Genomic DNA, 22136 nt, shown 5'->3' on the forward strand with positions numbered 1-22136 from the left:
CAGCATCGCTGACAGGTATTCGTCCTATGAAAAACGTCATTCCCTAAATCAGTTTAATTCCGTTTTCTTTGGCGATTTCCTCTAATGAATCATCGAGGAATTTAACGTTGGTATACCCTTTATTGCTCAGCGTGGTATAGGCAATTGCTGCTCGCGATCCCCCCATACAATGAATCACAACTAAACCCGTCTTGGGGATCTGGTTCAAGTGCTGATCAAGCTCTTCAAGGGGGATATTAATTGATTTTTCCAGGCGTCCTTTGCTCACTTCGTCTGCAGAGCGAACATCGATAATCGTTACGTTACCGGCTTTAACTGCCTCAACAAAAGCAGTTTCTTCAATTGCACCTTTAGCAAGCTTCTTCACATAATCCAGATTGGTGGCAATCTTTCCGCTTCCTAGAGGAAGCTGTTCGTTACTCCACGACGCCATTCCACCATTTAAAATGGCAACATTTTTGAATTTCCAGAATGTCAGTATCTCAAATGCTTCAATCGCCTCTTCACTGACTTCACTGTTTGCAACTATGGTGATCGGTGCCTTCTTATCTCTCAGCCCGTAGATGGTGCGTTTCTTCGTCGGGAATTTTTCTTTATTCCACTTTTGGTGCATTTGCACAAGCTGGGATGCAGGAAGATGAACAGCACCTTTAATGAAGGTATCAGGAGCATTTCTGACATCAAGCACAACGTGATGCTTGTCGAGGTTCTTATTCAGCCAATCACGATTGACGTGGACAGGGTAAACCCCTTCTTTCCACGCAGGGAAGCCCTCAACATAGGCTCTTACGTTTTCATAACCGTTCATCTTGGCAATCTTTAACGCTTTGGGACTTAGCGGACATGTTACGCCTCCGCAATAAAAGATCAGTGGCGTCATTTTATTTTCTGGTAGCCAATTGAGATTTTTTTCAAGCTCACTTGCAGGCGTTGCCTTCGAGCCTGGAATATGTCCGATATTATATTTACCCTGAGGACGGGCATCACCGATAAAAAGGGGCTGACCGCCCTCAATCATTTCTGCGAGCTCGTCAGTTCCGATGATCTGATCTTTGGGCAGCTGGACCAAAATTCTTTTGATCTTGCTGGCGAGCATATTGTCATCAACCGTTGCCTTAATCTTGGTATTAACAATCAAGTCTTCGAAAGATTCTGCGCTCTCAAGTTTTGTCTCATCGTTAAACTTGATGACGGTAACTGTTGTTGTCTTAGGGTTAACGAACTGAATCACTTTCGCTTCTAGAGAAATTGACTGGATTTTGCCTCCCACCTCTGCCGCCATCAATGAGAGCGGCATAAGAAATAGGGAAAAAAATATGACTGCTTTCTTAAACATATGGATCCTCCAATGAAAAAGTTATGCATCCACTCATAACAACTCTTACAAAGAGTGAAATTAATCAGGGAAAAGTCGTGAACATGCCTCGATCGTTCAAGTTACGGCATTCCATTTAGCGCCTTTATTAATTAGTGTATCCTTATATTCGCAAATGCTAATAAAAATAACTTGAGCTAATCCACATTTACAAAGGATTTTTATCTTTAAGAAGGCTCAAACTGCAACAAAAAGAACAAAGGAAATCAGGCTCTATCATTGGCTAACGGTGACATTATACCGATTGTTATTAGTTATAGGCACGAGCAAAACGGCCTGTCGTGCTTGCTGTGTAATTACGGGAATATGCAGGAATAAACACCGACTCACCTTTTTGGATAGTCAGTGTTTCGCCACTACTGTGATTTACGGTTAGTGGCATATCGATCGCCAGAAGAATTTCAGCACTTGATGTAGTTAGTTTTGTACCTTGCTGGTTCTGATACACACTGAACTTAAAGTCGGGTACCGGAATTGGGTAGTGAAGCCCCCCCTCAGATTGCTCAGGAGCAAGTAGTAGCATATCTGCTGGCATCGGTACAAACCGTGTACTTGCCACCAACTCAGCAATATCCATATGCTTCGGGGTTAGGCCCGCACGAAGTACGTTATCGGAGTTCGCCATGATCTCAAGGCCTGTGCCTTTGATATAGGCGTGCGGCGTGCAAGCATCGAGGAACATTGCTTCACCAGGCTGCAGTGTCAGCACATTCAGCATCAGCGGCGAGAACAGGCCGATGTCACCCGGATACTGTCCGGCCAGATCCAAAATTAACGCAAACAGAGCCTCTTCTTTGTGCTGCGCAGCATAAACCAATAGCGCATTTACCGCGGTCTCTTTCATTTCATCCTGCAACGATAGAATCGCTTCGAAGAACTGACGCAGGCCGGCTTCATTTTGATTTTCTTCCAGTGCTATCACCAATTCATTTAAATCAGCGTTTTCCAGAACATGAAAGAAACTAATTATTTCGGCAAATTCACGGAAGCCGTTCATTGCCTGATAAGGTGTCAGCGCGAAAACCAGCTCCGGCTTGTGATTTGGATCTTTGTAGTTACGGTGACCGGCACTTAGCGCAATGCCTGCTCCTTGCTCTTTGGCAAAACCAACTTCGGCCTGTGCCTTACTTGGGTGAACTTGAATAGACAGGGCTTTTTCTGCCGCTAATATTTTAAACAGGTAAGGTAGCTCACCAAACTGCTTGTCAGCTGCCTCGCCAATAATCGTTGCTTTATCGGTCTCGATAAATTCAGCCAGACGGGTTGCCTTGCCAGCGACATCAACCTGCGAACAACCGTTTGGGTGGGCACCCATCCAAATTTCCGCTTGTGGCCGGCCTTCAGGGTTGGCGATGCCAAAAAGAGATTCAATCGATGTTGTGCTACCCCATGAGTAATCTTGGATGACATTGTGCATGCGGAAAAAACACGTAGATGTAGAGACAGTCATTGTTTACCTTTCTTTTTATTACTGATTTCACGAGAAAAACCTCCCCCCGATTAAGGAGGGAGGTTAAGCGCCAAGCCGGGGGTACAAAGCTTTTTCACTCAGGAGACTGTGACGCCGTTATTCGCTATTGTTTCATTAGTACGGTTTCAGCAGTGGCTTATGCTAGTGCCGCTTGTGCTTTCGCCTGACGCATTTTCTTCAGAGAAATCGCAACCAACGCCGTCACTACAGAGCCCGCAATCATACAGACGATAGCCATTAGTGGTTTGTTCATCGCACCAAGGAGTGCTACCACTGGCCCACCATGTGCCACGCTGTTAGTGATACCGAATGAGAATGCCATCACTGCCGCAACCATCGAGCCAAGCACGTTAGCAGGGATCACTGACATTGGGTCTTGAGCGGCAAATGGAATTGCACCTTCGGAGATACCTACCAAGCCCATCGCACTGGCAGCTTTACCCGCTTCAACTTCCGATTGTTCAAAGATATTCAGCTTGCGACCCAATATTGTCGCAAGACCCATACCCAGAGGAGCAACAGGAATGGCACACGCCATCGCTCCCATAAATTGCGTCTGACCGCTTGCAATCATGCCGACAGAGAACAGGAAGGCAACCTTGTTGAATGGACCACCCATATCAAAGCCAGCCATACCACCTAATACAATACCCAGCAGAACCACGTTACCTGTGCTCATGCTGGTTAGCATTGCATTCAGACCATCCATCAAACTTGCAATCGGTGCGCCGATACCAAAGATAAACAGGCTAGAGATAAACAAGCTACCCGTAATTGGTGCAATCATGATTGGCACCAACGGCTGGATAAACTTGTGGTAATTTTGGTTAACGACCCACTTAACGAAATAACCGACCAACAAGCCCGCAACAATCGCACCGATAAAACCCGTGCCCGCTTCCGCACCATAGAATGAGCCGTTGTTAGCAATCCAGCCACCAATCAGACCCGGAGCCAGAGCAGGACGATCGGCAATGGCATAGGCAATGTAACCAGCCAGAATCGGGATCATCAAAGTAAAGGCAACTACACCCACATCAAGCACTTTCTGCCACATGCTACCTTCAGGGATCGCCATCCCGGCTTCCGTTGGCTGACCACCTAGTGCCAGAGCCAGCGCAATCAACAGACCACCGGTAACCACGAACGGGATCATGTGGGATACGCCGTTCATCAGGAAGCGATACAGGTCGGAACGTGCCTGAGACACTTTGCTTTCCGTCTGCGCCGGCGCATCATCACCCGAAGCCTGATAACGTGTGGCTTGAAGCGCTTGGTTGATCAGCCCTTTGCCATCTTTAATTGGTGCCTTCACACCGGTTTTTACCAGTTTTTTACCGGCAAAACGTGCCATGTCTACCTGCTTGTCACAGCTAACAATAATCGCTTCGGCACGTTCGATATCTTCCGCTGTCGGGCTGTTCTTTACCCCGATCGAGCCGTTGGTTTCCACTTTGATTTCATAACCAAGCTCAGCCGCGGCTTTTTCCAGCGCTTCAGCGGCAAGGTAAGTATGCGCCACACCGGCCGGACAACCCGTGACGCCAATTAGCAGGCCTTTATCCGCTGCTGGTGCTGCTTGATTCGGTTCTGTTTTTTCCAGTAACAGGTTCAGTGCGTCCTGTTCATTTTCCGCTGACATAAAGGCATCAATGAAACCGTCTTCAATCAGTTTTGAGGAAAGTTCGGCCAGCACTTCAATATGGTGGTTTGCACCGCCGTCTGGCGAGGCAATCATGAAAAAGAGTTTTGATGGCAGGCCGTCTTCTGCGCCGTATTCGATACCCCCTCGGCTGATACCGATTGCGACTGCAGGTTCAGCCACCGCGCCACTTTTGGCATGAGGCAGTGCAACTCCATCTTCGAAACCGGTGTTACCCAGTTCTTCACGGGCATGGATATCCGCTAAAAACTGTGCTTTGTCATGAACTCGACCTTGCTGATGCAACACGTCGATCATCTCAACAAAGACCTCTTCTTTGGTCGTTGCCTGAAGGCTCAGGCATATCAATTTCTCATTAATCAAATTGGTGATCATAAGTGTTCCCCCTGTTTTATTTTTATGTTCAGCATTTATGTTGCCGTTGGGGATATTTTCAGCGAACGGGCACCAATCTGATAGTGCATCAGAGAGGCATTTACTGGATATTTGTAACATCATTTTTGCTTTGTGATCTAATTCTCATATTTCCAACCATATGCCGACAAACATAAAAAAAACACTTAAACATTAAATATCAGCAAGTTGAAATGAATATTAGTCATAAAAACCTTCACTACATTCATCAATCAGAAATAACAAATCACACCTCAACTAGACAGGAGTAACCAATAATGCGAGACCATCACGTCTATTTGCGTGACCCCGCTCACGGATATCTCCCCTTACTGCTCGCTCGGGTAGTATCAAACTGCGGGACAATGAATAATAGTGTCTGTATTTACAGAACAGATAGGCATAGTCGCGAACACCATGAGTCAAGTTTTCCATGATCTCATCGCTAACCTGCTTTCGGAGCGCGAACACTTCAACCGCATTTGGTTCGCCGGTGATCAACTCACACCACCGCCGTTTAGCTATCAGGTGAACTTTCCCCGTCTGGAACTGGTGATCAGTGGCGAGTACATCAACGAGCTCGAAGATCCGGAGCACGGGATCAGCGAAGTGAAAATTATGGCAGGGGACGCGATTTATATCCCACCCAATAGTTGGAATAAGCCTAATTGGGATACCGATTGCTCGTTGCTGAGCCTGCTATTTGGCCGCAGGCAGCTCGGATTTAGCTTGGTAAGCAAGACCAAAGATCAGGCAAATTTTTACGATATCCAAAAGCACAGTATCCAGACCCGTACAGGTCACGCCATCGACCATATTCTGTCGGCGCTCAATGCCCTGTCAAAAGAACCGCTAAAGCAACCGATGGACGAACACCTGCTCTTGGCACTGATGAGCTATTGCCAGACCATGTTGTCAATACCGTCAGACTCGAGTAAAAAACGTAGTGAAGATGTCTATCAGGGTATCTGTATCTTTATTCAGGAAAATTTTCACCGGGCAATCAGCCGGGATACCATTGCCAAGCGATTTAACATTACGCCCAACCACCTCTCTCGGCTATTCCGCCAGCAAGGTCATATGCGATTCGCCGATTACATTACTTGGGTAAGGATCGAACGCGCGAAATTCATGCTCAAGAAATACGCGTTCCGGCTACATGAAGTGGCGACCCGCTGCGGATTTCAGGACGTAAACTACTTTTACCGGGTGTTCAAGAACAAAACAGGCTTAACGCCTTCAGAGTATCGCAGCTCAGTTTAGGCCTAATGGAACGGGCGAGATAAGGTGTGGAGGATAACTGCTTTAAGTGCTTCCGGTTCGTTGTTTCCGGTCAACAAATGACAATACTCCGGTTCCAGCAAAGCTTGTGAGAAATAAACAAACGCCTGAATCTGTGGGCGTTGTGCGGGGGCTGGTAGCGTCATCGCAATCAGTCGTGTGACAGGGCCTCGATTCGAGCCCCACTCTATCGGTCGTGGCATTTGGATCACCGCCATGGCTGGCTGTTGGATTTCTGCTGACATTATGTGCGGCAACGCAATACCATTTCCCATCGCTGTCGATGATACTTGCTCCCGCTTGAGCATCAGCTTCAATAACACTGCCGATTTTTCAGGGTTGAGCATACGACACAACCGGGCAAGCAGCTTCTCTTTGGCTTGGCTTACCTTATCATCATTTGCCGGCCCTTCTCCCAATACCTGACTGGTAAATTTCATTTCGAAAGGCAGATAAAAAGTACTATTGCCCTCATCACCACTATCAACACTGCAGGCATTACGGTTCTTTTTCTTACCGCTGGTTTTCACCAGCGTAAATTGCTCGGCCAGAAAATCCGTCAGCACCATACAGGCCAGCTCAGCATCGGAGCCTTCAATGAGCAGCTGGCAGAGATCGCCCGGCATACAGCCCAGACTCATGATACGGACCGTCTGCTCGACATTGGCCTGGCGCAGATAGGTGACATCCAGCATCACAACTACCGAACGAAAATAACCCGCCAAGGTTTTTAGCTGATTCAATTTCCAGGCAGGGATTCCTTCATCACCAATGATGAAGGTAATACGGCGCTCAATCATAACTCTTGGCAGCGCGCCAGCACACTGGCGGGATCCGTCAGCACTTCTTCAATGGTGACACAATGAATAGTACTGCCAGTAAAACGGGCTCGGTGCTCTATTTCAATGTCTGAGGCGATCAATACCACATCTGCTCGACCAATATCCTGGAAGCTAAGCTGGTTCTCGATCCCCATCGCCCCCTGGGTTTCTACCATGATCTGAATACCTAACTGCTGTGCCGCTTTCTTTAGCTCAGCTGCCGCCATGTAAGTATGCGCAATCCCAGTCGGGCAGGCAGTAACTGCTGCAATTTTCATAATTTCTCTGTTGGTAGATGTTGTTTTAGATGATTGTCTCGATCCGGGGTCGATAGTCAAGTCATAAGGCAAGTAAAACTGATGATCTGCCCCAACAAGATTGGACACCAAGTTAAGCGACATTCTTCTGTTCAATTACAACGGGGCTTAGATACCCGAGGGCACTTTGCCTTCTTGTTCGGTTGTAATCAACCTCAATATATTCAAATACCGTTTGCCGCATCATTTCTTTGGTCATAATCGGTTCGTATTGGATAGCTTCAACTTTTAGCGAGTGGAAGAAGCTTTCTACACAAGCATTATCCCAGCAGTTTCCTTTTCGACTCATGCTTTGTTTTAAATTATGAGCGTTGATTATCTCGCGGTAACTTTTTGAGCAGTATTGGCTGCCACGATCACTGTGAACGATGACTTCTTCAGGCAGTCCACGACGGAACAGTGCCATCTTCAACGCATCTCCGACTAAGTTTGCTGTCATACGGTGATCCATTGACCAGCCGACTACCTGTCGAGAGTACAAGTCAATAATTACAGCAAGATAAAGCCAGCCCTCACTTGTCATCAAGTAGGTGATATCGCCAGCCCATTTCTGATTCGGCGCATCAGCAGTAAAATCTTGTTCCAGAAGGTTAGGCACAACGGGTAAGGAATGCTTACTATCTGTTGTGACCTTAAATTTACGCGCAGCTTTTGCAACCAGACTCTGCCTTTTCATGCTGTCTGATATCGTCTTAAGGTTGTGCTTGTTCCCTTGCTCTGCCAGTTCTACCTGGATACGTCTTGCACCGTCACGACCTTTGCTAGCTTCGAACGCCTTTTTGACCGTTATGTCACGCAGCGTGCGTGCTCTATCCCTTTGACTAATTTTATGACGATGCTTTAGCCAGTAGTAAAACCCACTACGCGATACAGCAAGAACCTTGGCCATTCTCATTACGGAGAACTGCTCAAGGGGCACTTGCATGAACTCGAAGCTCGCTATTTTAGATGCTTCGCGAAGTAGGTGGCGGCTTTTTTTACTATTTCAAGCTCCTCCGCTTGCTCGGCGAGGAGGCGCTTCAGACGAGCGTTTTCGGCTGCAAGATCAGCCTCGCGTTCACTGGCGGAGTCCTTCTTTCCGTTCTTACGCCAGCCGTATATTTGGGAAGCATGTAGATTGAGTTGCCGTGCTACCTCTGGAACCGATGTTCTTTCAGCAAGCTTAAGCGCCTGTTCCTTAAACTCTTCGGTGTGCTTGATACGTGTTTGAGTGTTTGTCATTGTTTACCTCGTTAAGTGATTTTACTCGCTTAACTCGGTGTCTAAAACTGCTGGTTCAGATCAATATTTTAATCTGGGAGAAAACAGGACATTTAAAAATAGGAAAAATCAGGAGTGGAGGTCTGCCATTGACTATGTAATTCATTTCAGACTCTAGAATTTCAAGCAAGCTAATCAATCCAGTTAACCTGTATATGGTTCTCAACTTCTTCTTTTAGAATATCTGACAGTGCTATAACTGTCTTGTCGTAAAACTGACCATTATTGCCAAATACTAAATAAAAAACCGTCCTGCGTGTTTGCTGAAGCGAGACATTAAGAATTTTGAGCTTTCCTGAATCAAGCATAGGCTGTATATGAGCTTTGGGTAACCAGCCATAACCCACTCCTTGACAAACTGCTTCAATCACTGCCTCTATTGTTGTAAATGACCAATTTGACATCGCCGATACTTTTTTAATTTCCTGATGTTGGGTGACTTTGTCTGTAAGAGTAATGAGAGGATATTGTGATAACTGGTTGGCTGTGATGAGAGACGGTAACCTCTGAAGAGGGTGGTTAGCGGCGGTTACAATAATAAAGTCCATATCAAGTAGATGAACACCTGGTGCGGAAATTGTCGGGTTTAACGGTGTAATATATAAATCAGCATTTCTGTCAGTTAACACTTTTTCGCTTTCTGTGCGCAATATCTCTGTCAGGTGAATTCGTGTCTGGGGATAACGCTCTTGAAACCTTTTTAGGGCTACTATAAGCAGGGATTTCGGAAAAATGCTATTAACGACTAAATTAAGAGATGAACGAATACCAGATTTTAACCCTTCTGCGCTTTGTTCTAGTTGATTGTAAGCTGAGATTAATGGTATCGCTTGAGATAACATTGTCCTGCCAACTTCAGTAAGTTCGGCTTTTCGACCTACAACATGTAATAACTTGACTCCTAATCTCTCCTGCAATGTGTTCAATGCATAACTTACAGACGACTGACTTTTGTTCAAAACCTCTGCTGCTTTCATGTAACCACCACATTCAGTGACGGTTTTCAAAACAATCCATTGTTCTATTGTCGTTTTCGGTAACATTAACTATTCCTTGGATGCAAATTGATTAATTGTTTGTTACATAGAGCACTTATCAAGTACTCATACTTCACGTCCTCGCCATTCGGCAAAAAGGCTCACTTTTTTTATGTTAATCATACAAATCGTACTCATGGTGTCACTAGTATCAGTTTACCCGTAAAAATGCCCATAATCATGGGGTAAGCGAGTTTGCGCAACCAGACACTTCTAAATTTTAGCTCATTATCATCTAATATTTGCGCTTTTTGAACTAAAAAATAGGTGTAATATATCTTCATCACATCGAGTTACTAAACAGTAAATATTACTGAGGAGATAATATGACTAACTTTAATAAAGAAGATCTAATTGGCCTGGTAGGTAGACAGTTGGTTTACACTTTCAATAACGGCTGGAAATATGAAATTTATGTTAAGAATGAGAACACCGTTGATTACCGTATTCATAGCGGGATTGTGGGAAACCGTTGGGTTAAAGACCAAGGTGTTGATATCTTCCAGGTTGCAAATGCAGTGTATAAACTATCTTGGACAGAGCCAACGGGTACAGATGTTAGTTTAATTATCAATCTTGGTGACCAATTGGTTCATGGCACTATTTTCTTCCCACGCTGGGTAGTAAACAACCCTGAAAAAACGGTTTGTTTCCAAAATGAACACCTTGAAAAAATTGAAGCTTATCGAGAAGCTGGTCCAACATATCCAACCGAAGTCATCAACCAATTTGCATCTATTATATTTTCTCGTGATTGTGGGGTTAATAATGAGGAAGTAATTAACTGCGTCGCCAGTGAATTACCATCAAACTTTCCAGAAAATCTGAAGTAATGTATTAAAGCATTCACATAGTAAAGCTAGATTTTAAAAATCCGTCTTCATAAAAGGCTGATTTCAAGTTTAGTCCCTAAAGGGAGTATTACCACGCAGTCAGTTCATCATTAGCTCAAGCAGTGCTTCATAGTCCTGCTTTTTTATTCTGATGTCTAACATAGCGCCTAATTATCCCTTTACTCACCATAAAGAAAATTTACTGATGAAGCTAGACATGGACAACCTTCAATGCCCTGATTATACGCTGTTATCAAAGCGGCTGAAGCAGCTCAATTTCACGGCGCCACGCTTTAGAAAGTATGAAAAACCAGACGACAAAATTGCAGCGACAGCCATTGATTCTACGGGACTCAAGCGGTTTGGGAAGGATGAAGGCACCATGAAAAACATAAGGTTAATGCAAAACAAAGCTGGCGAAAGGCGCACTTTGCTGTTGATGAGGGTCACTGCATTCAAGGCGCTGTCCTTACTGATAAAAACACCATGGATGATCAGGTTGTCGGGAGTCCATCATCACGGATATCGAGCACATAAGTGCCGACAAAATGTATGATACCAATGCGGTGTACCAGACATTAGAGGATCATTTCCCGGATGCTGAGATTGTTATACCGCCGAAAGACAATACGTTTGCCGATGAGGTTCATCACCCAAAGCGGATGAGCAACCTGATAGGTTGCTTCGCCCTTGGCATTATCGGTTGGCAGAGAGTTTGAAAATCAGTCGAAGGAAATGTTACTCGGTTGATCTATTTTAAATCGCTTTACTCACCTCGGGATGCCCAAGAGCTACCGAGTCGCTTAACCGTATCAAAAGACCACGTAGATTTAGTGCTGCAACAAAGCCCTAAGAACAAAGCCCTAAGAACAGGAAATAAACAGGAGAATAATTTTACAGCGGATGATTTACTGAATTTCAGGCACAAAAAAACCAGCATTATGTCGGCTTGATAATTCCGGACTTGAACCGGCACAGCGCGAACGCCGAGGGATTTTAAATCCCTAGTGTCTACCCATTCCACCACCAGGGCATGCCATGCTTGATTGTGATGGATGAAACACCATCTTGATACCAAACTTACGTGCCATATCGCACAACAATAGAACACGGTGATTAGTTTTTATAAGCTAAAACCAATCACCGTCTGATTGCACTCCTAATACCTATTCATTGTTCTGATCAGAAAGAGCTTGTCACGCTGATATAAACTTTATCTTTTCCGAGCTTATCGTCAAAGCCATGAGCGTAGCCAAGCGTCACGGGCAAGGTAAAGCTGTATCCGATTTTTGCCTCTACCGTTAACGCTGCCCCAACACTTGTCAGCTGCTTTCTGGATTGAGTACGATCCCAAATGGCACCGGAATCGACAAATACTGAGCCAGAAACATCTCCAACCCCCACCGGGTACAATCCCCAGTTTCGTTCCACGCGCCCTAACCATGTCGTTACATTCAAACGTTGAGTTGCGTAACGGTGACCAACTTGGACTGATTCATCATAACCGCGTAACGCTTGGGTATCGCGTCCAAATAGCGCCTTCTCTTCACCAAGATCGTAGCCACCCAGTCGAAAGGCTTTTGCCTCATCATCGGCATAACCGCCGGCCAAACGTAACGTCGCTGTTGTTCTGCCAGGCAAATCCCATGTTGAGCTCCATTGCCCTTGGTATTTCTCGCCGTTGTAATCGCTGTTAAGCAGCTCATTGGTTTCAACTACGAAATCAACATAATGTCCCCAGCCAATACCAGGTACATTGAGGTAAGCTTCTCGATTATCAAAAGTAAGCGCTAACCCAGTCAGTGTTTCTTCTTTGCCTGAGTAAGGCGCAATTGCGCCAAATTTTGGTGCCTGTTCTTCGCGGCTTGTATCCAAATACAGGCCTGCATTTAAGCTTAGTTGATCGTCAAATGCATGATAGATATGGCTTCGCTGTAATAACGCACTGTCGTTTTGTTCAATACGGTACGTCTCTTTCCCCGATTGAGTGAATGTGGAAAAGGCATGATCACGCTCCAATTGAAGCAACCAGCGATTATCATATTGATAGACAATATTGTATGCAGCCAGGCTGTTTTCACTATCCCATGAAGCACTAACTTGATATTGATGCCGCCCTAACGCATCAGCGCCGTCAGTGCTAATACCGACGATGGACTGCTGATCATCAGCCGACAAAATCGGCAACCAAGTACGCGGACGCAAACTTGACCAAGGGCTATACGCCTCTGGCTCAGACTTCTCTGCAATTTGCTGGACAGGTTCAGGGTAATCAAAGTGTGCTTGCTTGGCTTTGATATCAAATCCACTCAGTACTCTTGGCTGGTCAATCTCACGCAATGTGTAGCCATCAGAATCATACGACTGATACATCAGCCCCGATCCCTCTTGCCACGTCGGTTCAAATGCTCCACCAACCTCTTGTGTCAATTGATCCACTTCCCCTGCGTTCAGATCAAGCGAGTAAATATTGTAGACGCCATCATAATCCGCGCTATACATGACCTTGCCGTCTGGCAAAAATGTAGGGCTGTTTTCTACCGCTTTCGAATCAGTCAGTTTTTTCCAGACTTTAGTCTCGAGATCGAATAACTCCAGATTCCATCCCTGATGCGGACGTTTGATGCTCGCAACTAAAGATTGTCCATCAGCTGAAATATCAAATGCTCCCAATACAACGTCTGATCCGCCAAGCCAAACACGCTTTTTCTCATGTTCAGCTTTGGTATCAACAAACCAGAGTTCACTTAATCCATCTTGCTTTCGGCTCGCAATAACGTGGCGTCCGTCATTGAGCCAACGGACTTTTCTAAATCGTTCTCGCTCTGTTAATCTTGTCCACTGTTCGTCTTGGTATAGATATAGATCAGCAAGCACTCTTCCATCGGCATAAGTATTGAGGCGCGAAACCACCAGGCCATTATTCGCGTCACAATCCATCGCAATAATATTCTTTTCACGACTGAGTGTTTTCCACTCGCCCTCACTACCATTTATTTGCGTAATAACATTACGATCTTCACCATTGTTCACATCCACTAACAGCCCATTTGGTGAGCTCGCAGTAACCTGTAGAAATGGCGCAGTTAAAAGCGCTTTACCACTCACGGCCTGGTCGACCATCTGAGTTAAATCGTTGTCATACTTATCATTTAAGTAGGTTTGAAAATCTGACCAAAGCGTATCGAAATCTTTGCCAAATGCCTTTTTGGCAGAGCTTTGCAAAAGAAAGTAAGGTAATAGTTTTCTGCTGTAGTTTTGTAAAAAAGCCTGAAGCTTATCTTCGCCATAGGTATTCGACAGATACTCGATGAAATACGCACCATATAAGTAATAGTAACCTGATGGCCATTTACGTGTAGCTACAGCGACTTCACTCAGATCTTTGACATCGCCCGACGCCACTTCCATACGCATTTCCATTGCGTAATGACTTCCTTGCAAGCGCCCATAGCCAAGATCTTTATTTGTTTCCAAATAAACGGCCAATCCCTCGACTAAAAATGACGGCGTGAGTGCGTGTGGAAATAGAAATGGGTTGCGACCGAAAATACTTCTAAATACCTTTACGGCACCCTCGCCCATTTCCATATGCATGATATGTGCGTATTCATGACGAATGAGCATATGCATCCATTCGTCATTATTTTCAAGGCTATTTACGTCTTCTGGCGGACTCATGATAAGGCGTATTTGTGCAAAAGGTAACGGTGTTGCCCAGCCATTTGAGAAATCATACTCGTCGACCAGCACAATTTCTGTTCTTGTCGCTGGGGCTTTGCCAAAAAAGGGTTTAAGTTCAGAATGAACTTGTTCTGCAATATCCAGCGCTCGATTTGCTTGCGCCTCATGCCCTTGACGAAAATTCAGTTTAAAATGTTCTGTTTGCTGAGTTAACCACACCTCATCATGTTGATCCCACGCTACCGGTTCTGCATGTACAGCGAACGCGGCCATCGATCCAGCTGTAAGTATTCCGGCTATTGATAGTGCTAATAATGTACGTGTCATGTTGCGTTATCCATCGTTATTAATCGGCCTTCGGGCTTTGGTGTTTCCTGCAAAATAATTGTACACCGTTTTATTTGTTACTGCTATCATCTCTTTGTAGGCGATTGTCCGAGTTTGTCAGACAGACAACTCAAAACATGCTCCGCCCAATTTACTTTGCTCCACTTTTAGCGTGGCATTATGACTATCCGAAATCTGCTTAACGATGGCTAAGCCAATATAATGATAAAAACAACTACCAGACTAGAAACATAAACTAGGCACTGTCTTTGGTGAATAATTCTGTTAGAGGCACGTTTCTACACAGCAAGTATTTAGCCTGGTCACTTTGATTAGATTGGTATTTGGTTTTATGAAAAAAGCGGAAGAAAGGAAATAAAGAAAGAGGCATAAAAAAACCAGCATTAAGCTGGATTATGGTTTTTTATTGGAGAATATGGAGGCGCGTCCCGGAGTCGAACCGAGGTACACGGATTTGCAATCCGCTGCATAGCCACTCTGCCAACGCGCCATAATTGTTTGCGTACTTTTGCTTCTATGGTAAAGACAGAAGTAAGATGGTGCCCCGGGCCGGACTTGAACCGGCACAGCGCGAACGCCGAGGGATTTTAAATCCCTTGTGTCTACCAATTCCACCACCAGGGCACGCAATTCTTGATTGCGGTGCTCGTAACTGATTTAAGTTAGACACCATCTAAGTACTGACCTCCTAATGGGAACATCAATACTGCAAATTATTCTTCGTTCCGATTCTCAAAGAGAATGGAGGCGCGTCCCGGAGTCGAACCGAGGTACACGGATTTGCAATCCGCTGCATAGCCACTCTGCCAACGCGCCATCGTGCTTACATCAACATGCAACCTTTTGATTGCACACCGCAGAACAGGTTCCCCGCTGCGGTATGAGGTGTAATTTACTGATTTTTAAAAATGAGTCAATAAAATATTCTTACTTTTCAATTGAATGATTAAAAACCAACAAATGCAGTTAAAAAGCGCTCCATTATCGATTAAATCAACACCACAGCCTGAATCAATGTGACATTATCCTAATGCGCGTATCTCATTTTTTAAGTGAGCGTATTTCTTCATCCAGTTGGTATTTTCGGTCAGTCACAATCTTTTCTAACACGTTCACCCGCTCTTTGAGAGCCAGTAACTCTTTTTCCAGATCGTTATTCTCACCCCGATCCTTTTGCTTTTTCAAACAAGCCAGTTCAAGCTCTTTCATTTTTGTTATGTGTTTCAGGTATCGATCAAGCCCTATAAAAGCAAAAACAATACCAACAATCATTACAGGTAGATATCCCATCTCAAGCTTACTCCGCTAGCAATAGATAGTTACCATATCAACCCGTTGAGTATTTTCAACCCATACCAATCGGAATAAGTATATGAACTAATACTTATCCCGATTGGAATTTGCTCACAGTAAAGAAAAAGGCCGATAATCGGCCTTTGTAATTTGGTAATTTGATTTGGAATACTTAGGAAACGGACCATTGGGACAGGGAACGTTTAAAGTCGTCGTAGCCAAATTCATTCAGCTTTTCGATATCACCATTGGAACGCTCACAGTACACTGACGGCATTTTCAAACCATTAAACCAGTTCAGTTTCACCATGGTATAACCGGCGCTGTCCATAATGTGCAGGCGTTGGCCAATTTCCAGCGGCTTGTCAAATTGAGTAACACAGAACTGATCGCCAGCAAGACAAGAGCAACTGCCTATCACGTACTGATGTGCCCCCTCCTCGCTTGCTTCAGCAATAGACGCCGGCTCATCGTAGATCAACGTATCCAGGCGATGGGCTTCGGTTGCACTATCGACGATTGCTGTCTTGATTTCGTTTTCAACCACGTCAACCACAGTCACAACAAGATCCGTCGTCTTCGTGATGATGGCTTCTCCAGGTTCCAGATATAGCTGAACACCGTGTTTTTCAGAAAACGCTTTTAACGCCGCTGCCAGTTTTTCAATATCGTAACCCGGCCAGGTGAAGAACACACCGCCGCCAAGGCTGACCCACTCTAACTGATCCAGATGCTCACCAAACTTATCTGAGATATCGTTCAGCAACCCGATGAACGCGTCTTCATCTTTGTTCTCACAGTTCATGTGGAACATGACACCGTCAATCTCGCTGAAGACTGCCGGCTCGATATGATCACACTGCACACCCAGACGAGAGAATTTACGGGCCGGGTTCGCTAAATCCTGACCAGCATAGCTGACACCCGGGTTCAGACGTAAACCCAGAGATGCTTTTCCTTCAACAATATGACGGTAAGCCGCTAGCTGACTTTGTGAATTGAAGATCATCTTGTCGCAGATGTCAGCCACTTCCTTCACATCATCTTCACTGTAGCCCACACTGTATGCGTGCGTTTCACCGCCAAAGGTTTCGTAGCCCAGCTTTACTTCATACGGACCGCTGCTTGTTGTGCCATCAAGATAAGGTTTGATAATGTCAAACATACCCCAGGTTGAGAAACATTTCAGTGCTAACACCAGCTTCGCACCAGACAGCTCTTTCAGCCGTTTTGCTTTCTCAAGATTGGCAATCAACTTACTTTCATCAATCATGAAGTAAGGCGTTTTTAATGCTTGCTTGTTCATTTCATCTTCCTAAAACGGAATAAAGCCGATGCAATTAACATCGGCTTAATATTTAAGTAGCGAGAATCTAGGTACTAGATACTAGGTTCGAGATTCGAGGTTCGAGGTTCTAGACTCTACATACTCGACACTATCCACTCGATACTCGGTACTAGCCTCTCGGTACTCGATTACTTCAAGATTTTGATTTCTGGCTGAGCAACTTCAAGCTCCTGAACACCCCAATCAAGACCGATTGTTGGCATTAGCTCCAGGAATGGGTCTGGGTTTAGCTGTTCCATGTTAAACACGCCTTTACCACTCCACTCATTACGGAAGTACATCAGTGCAGCCGTAATTGCTGGAACGCCCGTCGTGTATGAGATTGCCTGGTGTTCAACATCTTTGTACGCGACTTCGTGATCAGCATTGTTATAGATGAATACGCTGCGTGGCTTACCATCTTTAATACCTTGCACCCAAGTACCGATACAAGTTTTACCTGTGTAGCCCGGCGCCAGTGACGTTGGATCTGGCAGGATAGCTTTCAGTACTTTAAGCGGCTCGACCACTGTACCGTCTTGTAGCGTCACAGGATCTGGGCTTAACAGACCGATATCACGCATGCAATTGAAGTAGTTCAGGTATTTATCACCAAAGCCCATCCAGAACTCAATGCGATTTGCCGGGATGAATTCTTTCATTGAACGTACTTCATCGTGCGCCATTGAGTATACTTTGTGGCTACCCACTTCAGGGAAATCAAACTCAAGCATACGGGTGTGACAAGGTACCTGTTTCCACTCCTGGTTTTCCCAGTAGAAAGAGTCACCTTGTATTTCCAGCATGTTCGTTTCAGGATCGAAGTTCGTCGCGAACTTCTTACCGTGATCGCCTGCGTTCACGTCCATCACGTCGATAGTATCGATCTCATCGAATAGATGCTTAACCGCATAAGCGGCAAATACGCTAACAACGCCTGGATCAAAACCAGCACCCAGAATACCGGTGATACCCGCTTCTGCGAATTTTTCGCGAAATGCCCACTGTGGATCGTAAGCTTCAGGCACTTGCTGTCCTTCACTGCACAGATCAACCGCTACAGACGTATCCAGGTAAGAGACCTTCGCCTGGTAACAGGCTTCCATGATAGCGACGTTAACCCACGGAGGACCGGCGTTGATGACGAGATCTGGCTGGACTTCTTTGATCAGTGCTACCAGAGCATCAACGTCATCTGCATTAACAGCACGCGATTCCAGCTTCTTTGATGGATCTTTCAGATTATTACGACCCTTGATCGACTCGATAATCTTTTCACACTTGCTCACTGTACGCGAAGCAATCGTGATATCACCCAGAACATCATTGTTTTGCGCCGCTTTATGAGCAATAACCCAACCAACACCACCAGCACCGATTTGTAAAATAGCCATAGTTATTCGTTTTCCGTATTTATTCAGAAAAAATTTGTTGTTTACACCCCGTCGCAACGGCGACGGGATGAATCGTTACGTTCTTTCTTAATTACCCAGCTTACTTATTTAGCGACAATGCCAGCTGGCTAATTCCGTTCAGCAAAGATTCGAAGTCCGACATTTTCAGACAAGGGTTAAGAATCGTAAATTTAAGTGCGACCTGGCCATCGACAATCGTTTCACCCAGTACCGCAACACCCTTTACCAATGCTTCCATTCGAAGTTGTTTATTCAATTGATCTAAATCAGCAGACTGATTTCCGGTATAGCGGAACAGCACCGTTGATAGCGCAGGATCTGCCAGCAATTCAAAATCAGTTGAATGATTAATAAGATCTGCAACCTGCTGTGTCTGACCCAGCAAGTGATCATACATAGCACCTAGTGCCTGTGTACCCACGCACTGCATTGTCATTAATACTTTCAAAGCATCAAAACGCTTTGTCGTAGCGATCGATTTATCCACCAAGTTTGGCAGTAAATCATCTTCACGATTCAAATAATCGGCATGATGCAGTAGGTACTTAAAGTTCGCTTTGTCTTTAATCAATACTGCTCCACAACTGATTGGTTGATAGAACAGCTTGTGGAAATCGACACTCACAGAATCCGCTTTCTCGATACCATGCAGACGAGATTTATGACGACTCAGGATCAGAGCGCCACCGTATGCGCCATCAACGTGGAGCCATAGGTTATGCAGCTCTGCAATGTCAGCCATGTTCGCCAAATCATCGATAGCACCGTGATCTGTCGTACCCGCTGTACCGACCAAAGCAAACGGCAACAAACCTTCTCGCTTGAGCGTTTCAACCGTTGTCACCAGCGCAGCAAGCTTAATCGTACCGTCTGGATTGGTATCAACACACTCAACCGCATGCTCACCCAGCCCCATCAACGATGCAGATTTTTGAACGGTGAAGTGCGATTTTTTAGAACACAGAATACGCAGCTTAGATGCGTAATCAGGCAGACCATCCTTCTGGATGTTATGCCCGGAAATTGTGTCTGCCGCCCAGTCACGTGCCAGCAGTAATCCCATCAGGTTACTTTGCGTGCCACCACTGGTGAATACACCGTCTGCTTGCTCACCCAGGTTATAAACACCGCATAACCAATCAACAACCTTCTGCTCGACAAATGTCGCGGAGCTTGCCTGATCCCATGAATCCATCGACTGATTCAGAGAACTGATAAACGCCTCAGCAGCAATGGCTGGCAAAAGCGGTGGCGTATGCAGGTGGGCAATACAATGTGGATGCTGAACCATGATAGAGTTCTTAGCAATCAGTTCGCCTGTCTGCTCAATTACGGTTTCCAGTGGTAACTGCTGATGATCAAGATCGATGTTGTTAATCATCGATTTTAAAATTTGCGGTTCCAGACCAGAATATGGCGCTTGCGTACCTTCGAATACCTGCTTCAGAACTTGCGTCGTCTGATTGAGTGCAGCCTCAAAATGGTCTGCACCACCTTCACCGGTATGAATAAAGTAAGAACGCCAATCGTCTTGCTCGTTAGCAGCTGCAGGCTCAACAACTTTCGCTGGACCTGCGGTCGCGATAATCGCTTTGCTTAGCGCATCGAGAGCAAAATCAATCTGCTCGCGAGTGATAATCAATGGCGGAAGGAAACGCAGAACCGAGCCCTGACGACCACCTTTCTCGATGATCAGTCCACGCTCTAGTGCTGCGCGTTGAATCTTCGCTGTCATCTCCGGATCGGCTTCGGGCTCACCAAACTTATTCTTTTTACCGTTAGGTTTTACAATTTCAGCACCTAACATCAAGCCTTTGCCACGTACTTCTGCAATACAATCGGTGTACTGTGCAATGCGCTCTAAACCTTCTCGCAGGTACTGACCGGCTTGTTGTGCATGCTCAACCAGATTATCACGACGAATGATTTCAAGAGCTGTTGCTCCCGTTGCCATCGCCAGCTGATTACCACGGAATGTTCCTGTGTGCTCACCCGGCAACCAGGTATCTATCGACTTATCAAAAATAAGCAGTGACATTGGCAAGCCGCCGCCAACCGCTTTAGACAGACAAAGAATATCAGGGGTAACACCTGCTTCTTCGAACGCAAAGTTATGACCGGTTTTACCGATACCACACTGGATTTCATCAAAGATCAGAAGAATACCGTGTTCTTTGGTGATCCGACGCAATTCTTGTAGCCAGAAAGCGGGAGCTGGAATGACCCCACCTTCCCCTTGCACGGGCTCTACAATGATAGCTGCTGGCTTTTGTACACCACTCTCGTCATCACTTAGCATACGCTCAATATAACGAAGGCTCTGTTTCGCCCCTTCCTCGCCTTTCAGGCCAAACGGACAGCGTAAACTATATGGGAAAGGCAGAAAATGGACATCAGCCATCAAACCCTGACGACGCGCTTTAGTCTTCAGGTTACCCATCATTGCCATCGTACCGTTGGTCATACCATGGTAAGCACCATGGAAAGCTGCCATCGTGTTACGACCTGTAGTTTGCTTTGCAAGTTTAATTGCAGCTTCAACGGCATCAGCGCCTGAAGGGCCACAGAATTGAATACGCGCATTTTTTGCAAAATCAACTGGTAAGAAGTTCATCACTTCTCTAATGAATTTATCTTTTACTGGCGTTGTAATGTCTAAGGTCTGATATGGCAGACCTGCATTTAACTGATCGATGATCGCTTGATTAATTTCAGGGTGGTTATAACCCAACGCAAGCGTACCTGCACCGGCTAAACAATCAAGAAAGAGCTGGCCACGGCTATCTTCAACCATAGCACCCGAAGCCTTAACTATTGCCAAAGGCAAACGTCGTGGGTATGAGCGAACTTCTGATTCATAGTGCTCTTGGCTTAGCAATAATTCATCAGGAGTTAAATCGTATAGTTCGTGAACTACAGGGACATTTGACGCCAGCTTTAGCGCATCTAAGTCAAACACATTGTTCATGGTAATTTTCCAAAAATCATTACGTCACACACTTATCGAACGCCCTGCGGCATGAATGTACATCCTGAAGCCATTTCATAGCAAACAGGTAGGCGCAAAACTCACATAGTCAAAATTCGACCAATCAATTTTTAACTGCACGTTCATATATTCGACATTAAGTGCATACAAACACCACCGGGTATCGTCGGTGAAAATTCGAATGTTTACAGCAATAAGCTGAAATGATTTAAATCAGAAGGTTCAAGGCTCAGTAATAATACTGCAGTTAGGCAAGACAAAACTGATTTGAATAAATAAGGATTGAGTATTCACTGTTGGGTTCCTTCAATATGCGCCTGCATTATTCTTGTCAGGTCTGCGCTTATTAATGCCCTTCTACTAATGAACGTTTCATTAGTACCTACGGCACGCTGTGACACAATCGGCCTGAGTTCATCACAACGCATATGTCTCAGTGATAGTTCCCCCCTGAGATTGCGCGCAAAATATCACAATGTCGTTTTCCATGACAAGACATATTTGACAACAAACACAACATCCGACCTAAAACAACTCTATGCACCAAGTTTAAATAGCTGTTTTAGAAGCTAAAACTGTAAAGCTTCATCACCCCGACGTAAAACACTTATTTCAGCCAAGTTATAGGT

At 45.2% G+C, this 22136-nt stretch carries 16 protein-coding genes and 3 tRNA genes; 4 read left to right on the forward strand and 15 right to left on the reverse strand.

All coding sequences use genetic code 11. The features are described 5' to 3' along the window. Positions 1-43: 43 nt before the first annotated feature. From C9I89_RS00240 to C9I89_RS00250, 3 genes are all read right to left on the reverse strand, one after another. Positions 44-1336 (reverse strand): rhodanese-like domain-containing protein, encoded by a 1293-nt coding sequence (locus C9I89_RS00240; RefSeq protein ID WP_107281351.1) that lies wholly within the window; start codon positions 1334-1336, stop codon positions 44-46. Positions 1337-1625: 289 nt separating this feature from the next. Beyond that, positions 1626-2825 (reverse strand): mannose-6-phosphate isomerase, class I, encoded by a 1200-nt coding sequence (manA, locus tag C9I89_RS00245; RefSeq protein WP_107281352.1) that lies wholly within the window; start codon positions 2823-2825, stop codon positions 1626-1628. Positions 2826-2982: 157 nt separating this feature from the next. After that, positions 2983-4884, reverse strand: coding sequence for a PTS fructose transporter subunit IIABC (locus C9I89_RS00250; RefSeq protein ID WP_107281820.1), 1902 nt, complete (start codon positions 4882-4884; stop codon positions 2983-2985). Between the two features lie 435 nt (positions 4885-5319). On the opposite strand from C9I89_RS00250, the gene C9I89_RS00255 reads away from it, so the two are divergent. Beyond that, the gene (locus C9I89_RS00255; protein WP_107281353.1) at positions 5320-6165 is read left to right on the forward strand and encodes a helix-turn-helix domain-containing protein; all 846 of its coding nucleotides are present in this window, start codon (positions 5320-5322) and stop codon (positions 6163-6165) included. A gap of 2 nt (positions 6166-6167) precedes the next feature. Here C9I89_RS00255 and C9I89_RS00260 read toward each other — a convergent pair whose 3' ends face one another. The 4 genes from C9I89_RS00260 to C9I89_RS00275 form a co-directional block, all read right to left on the reverse strand. Next, positions 6168-6983 carry a PTS sugar transporter subunit IIA gene (locus tag C9I89_RS00260; protein ID WP_107281354.1) on the reverse strand — a complete coding sequence of 272 codons (816 nt, stop codon included), beginning with the start codon at positions 6981-6983 and terminating at the stop codon, positions 6168-6170. Then, entirely contained in the window at positions 6980-7282 is a 303-nt protein-coding gene (locus C9I89_RS00265; RefSeq protein ID WP_107281821.1) for a PTS fructose transporter subunit IIB, read from the reverse strand. The genes C9I89_RS00260 and C9I89_RS00265 overlap by 4 nt, the downstream gene beginning before the upstream one ends. 112 nt (positions 7283-7394) lie before the next feature. After that, positions 7395-8542 (reverse strand): IS3 family transposase gene (locus tag C9I89_RS00270; RefSeq protein WP_107281355.1). Its coding sequence is split into 2 segments (ribosomal slippage): positions 7395-8293 and positions 8293-8542, totalling 1149 coding nucleotides; the frame shifts between segments, so codons are not numbered across the junction. A gap of 170 nt (positions 8543-8712) precedes the next feature. Further along, positions 8713-9624 (reverse strand): LysR family transcriptional regulator, encoded by a 912-nt coding sequence (locus tag C9I89_RS00275; RefSeq protein WP_107281356.1) that lies wholly within the window; start codon positions 9622-9624, stop codon positions 8713-8715. 320 nt (positions 9625-9944) lie between these two features. Between C9I89_RS00275 and C9I89_RS00280 the strand changes: the two genes are divergently transcribed. The 3 genes from C9I89_RS00280 to C9I89_RS22720 all read left to right on the forward strand — a co-directional run bounded on the left by C9I89_RS00280 (position 9945) and on the right by C9I89_RS22720 (position 11170). Continuing rightward, the gene (locus C9I89_RS00280; protein WP_107281357.1) at positions 9945-10451 is read left to right on the forward strand and encodes a phenolic acid decarboxylase; all 507 of its coding nucleotides are present in this window, start codon (positions 9945-9947) and stop codon (positions 10449-10451) included. A gap of 217 nt (positions 10452-10668) precedes the next feature. Continuing rightward, positions 10669-11007, forward strand: coding sequence for a hypothetical protein (locus C9I89_RS22715; RefSeq protein ID WP_245905367.1), 339 nt, complete (start codon positions 10669-10671; stop codon positions 11005-11007). Next, positions 11000-11170 (forward strand): hypothetical protein, encoded by a 171-nt coding sequence (locus C9I89_RS22720; RefSeq protein ID WP_245905368.1) that lies wholly within the window; start codon positions 11000-11002, stop codon positions 11168-11170. Before C9I89_RS22715 ends, C9I89_RS22720 begins: the two co-directional genes overlap by 8 nt. Before the next feature lie 463 nt (positions 11171-11633). Here C9I89_RS22720 and C9I89_RS00290 read toward each other — a convergent pair whose 3' ends face one another. The 8 genes from C9I89_RS00290 to C9I89_RS00325 form a co-directional block, all read right to left on the reverse strand. Beyond that, on the reverse strand, positions 11634-14462 hold the full coding sequence (locus C9I89_RS00290; protein ID WP_107281358.1) for a hypothetical protein: 2829 nt from the start codon (positions 14460-14462) through the stop codon (positions 11634-11636). A gap of 437 nt (positions 14463-14899) precedes the next feature. Next, a tRNA-Cys gene (locus C9I89_RS00295) sits at positions 14900-14973 on the reverse strand. 47 nt (positions 14974-15020) lie between these two features. Beyond that, a tRNA-Leu gene (locus C9I89_RS00300) sits at positions 15021-15107 on the reverse strand. A 118-nt stretch (positions 15108-15225) separates the two neighbouring features. Continuing rightward, a tRNA-Cys gene (locus tag C9I89_RS00305) sits at positions 15226-15299 on the reverse strand. Positions 15300-15524: 225 nt separating this feature from the next. Further along, entirely contained in the window at positions 15525-15755 is a 231-nt protein-coding gene (locus tag C9I89_RS00310; protein WP_107281359.1) for a nitrite reductase, read from the reverse strand. Positions 15756-15948: 193 nt separating this feature from the next. Further along, on the reverse strand, positions 15949-17082 hold the full coding sequence (gene nspC, locus C9I89_RS00315; protein ID WP_107281360.1) for a carboxynorspermidine decarboxylase: 1134 nt from the start codon (positions 17080-17082) through the stop codon (positions 15949-15951). Positions 17083-17252: 170 nt separating this feature from the next. Beyond that, a complete protein-coding gene (locus C9I89_RS00320) occupies positions 17253-18497 on the reverse strand; it encodes a carboxynorspermidine synthase (protein ID WP_107281361.1) in 1245 nt (414 codons plus the stop codon). Between the two features lie 100 nt (positions 18498-18597). Beyond that, complete coding sequence (locus tag C9I89_RS00325; protein ID WP_107281362.1) at positions 18598-21486, reverse strand: pyridoxal phosphate-dependent class III aminotransferase; 2889 nt, start codon at positions 21484-21486, stop codon at positions 18598-18600. Positions 21487-22136 lie beyond the last annotated feature (650 nt).

The organism is Photobacterium lipolyticum (assembly GCF_003026475.1).
In the GTDB taxonomy this organism is placed as follows: domain Bacteria; phylum Pseudomonadota; class Gammaproteobacteria; order Enterobacterales; family Vibrionaceae; genus Photobacterium; species Photobacterium lipolyticum.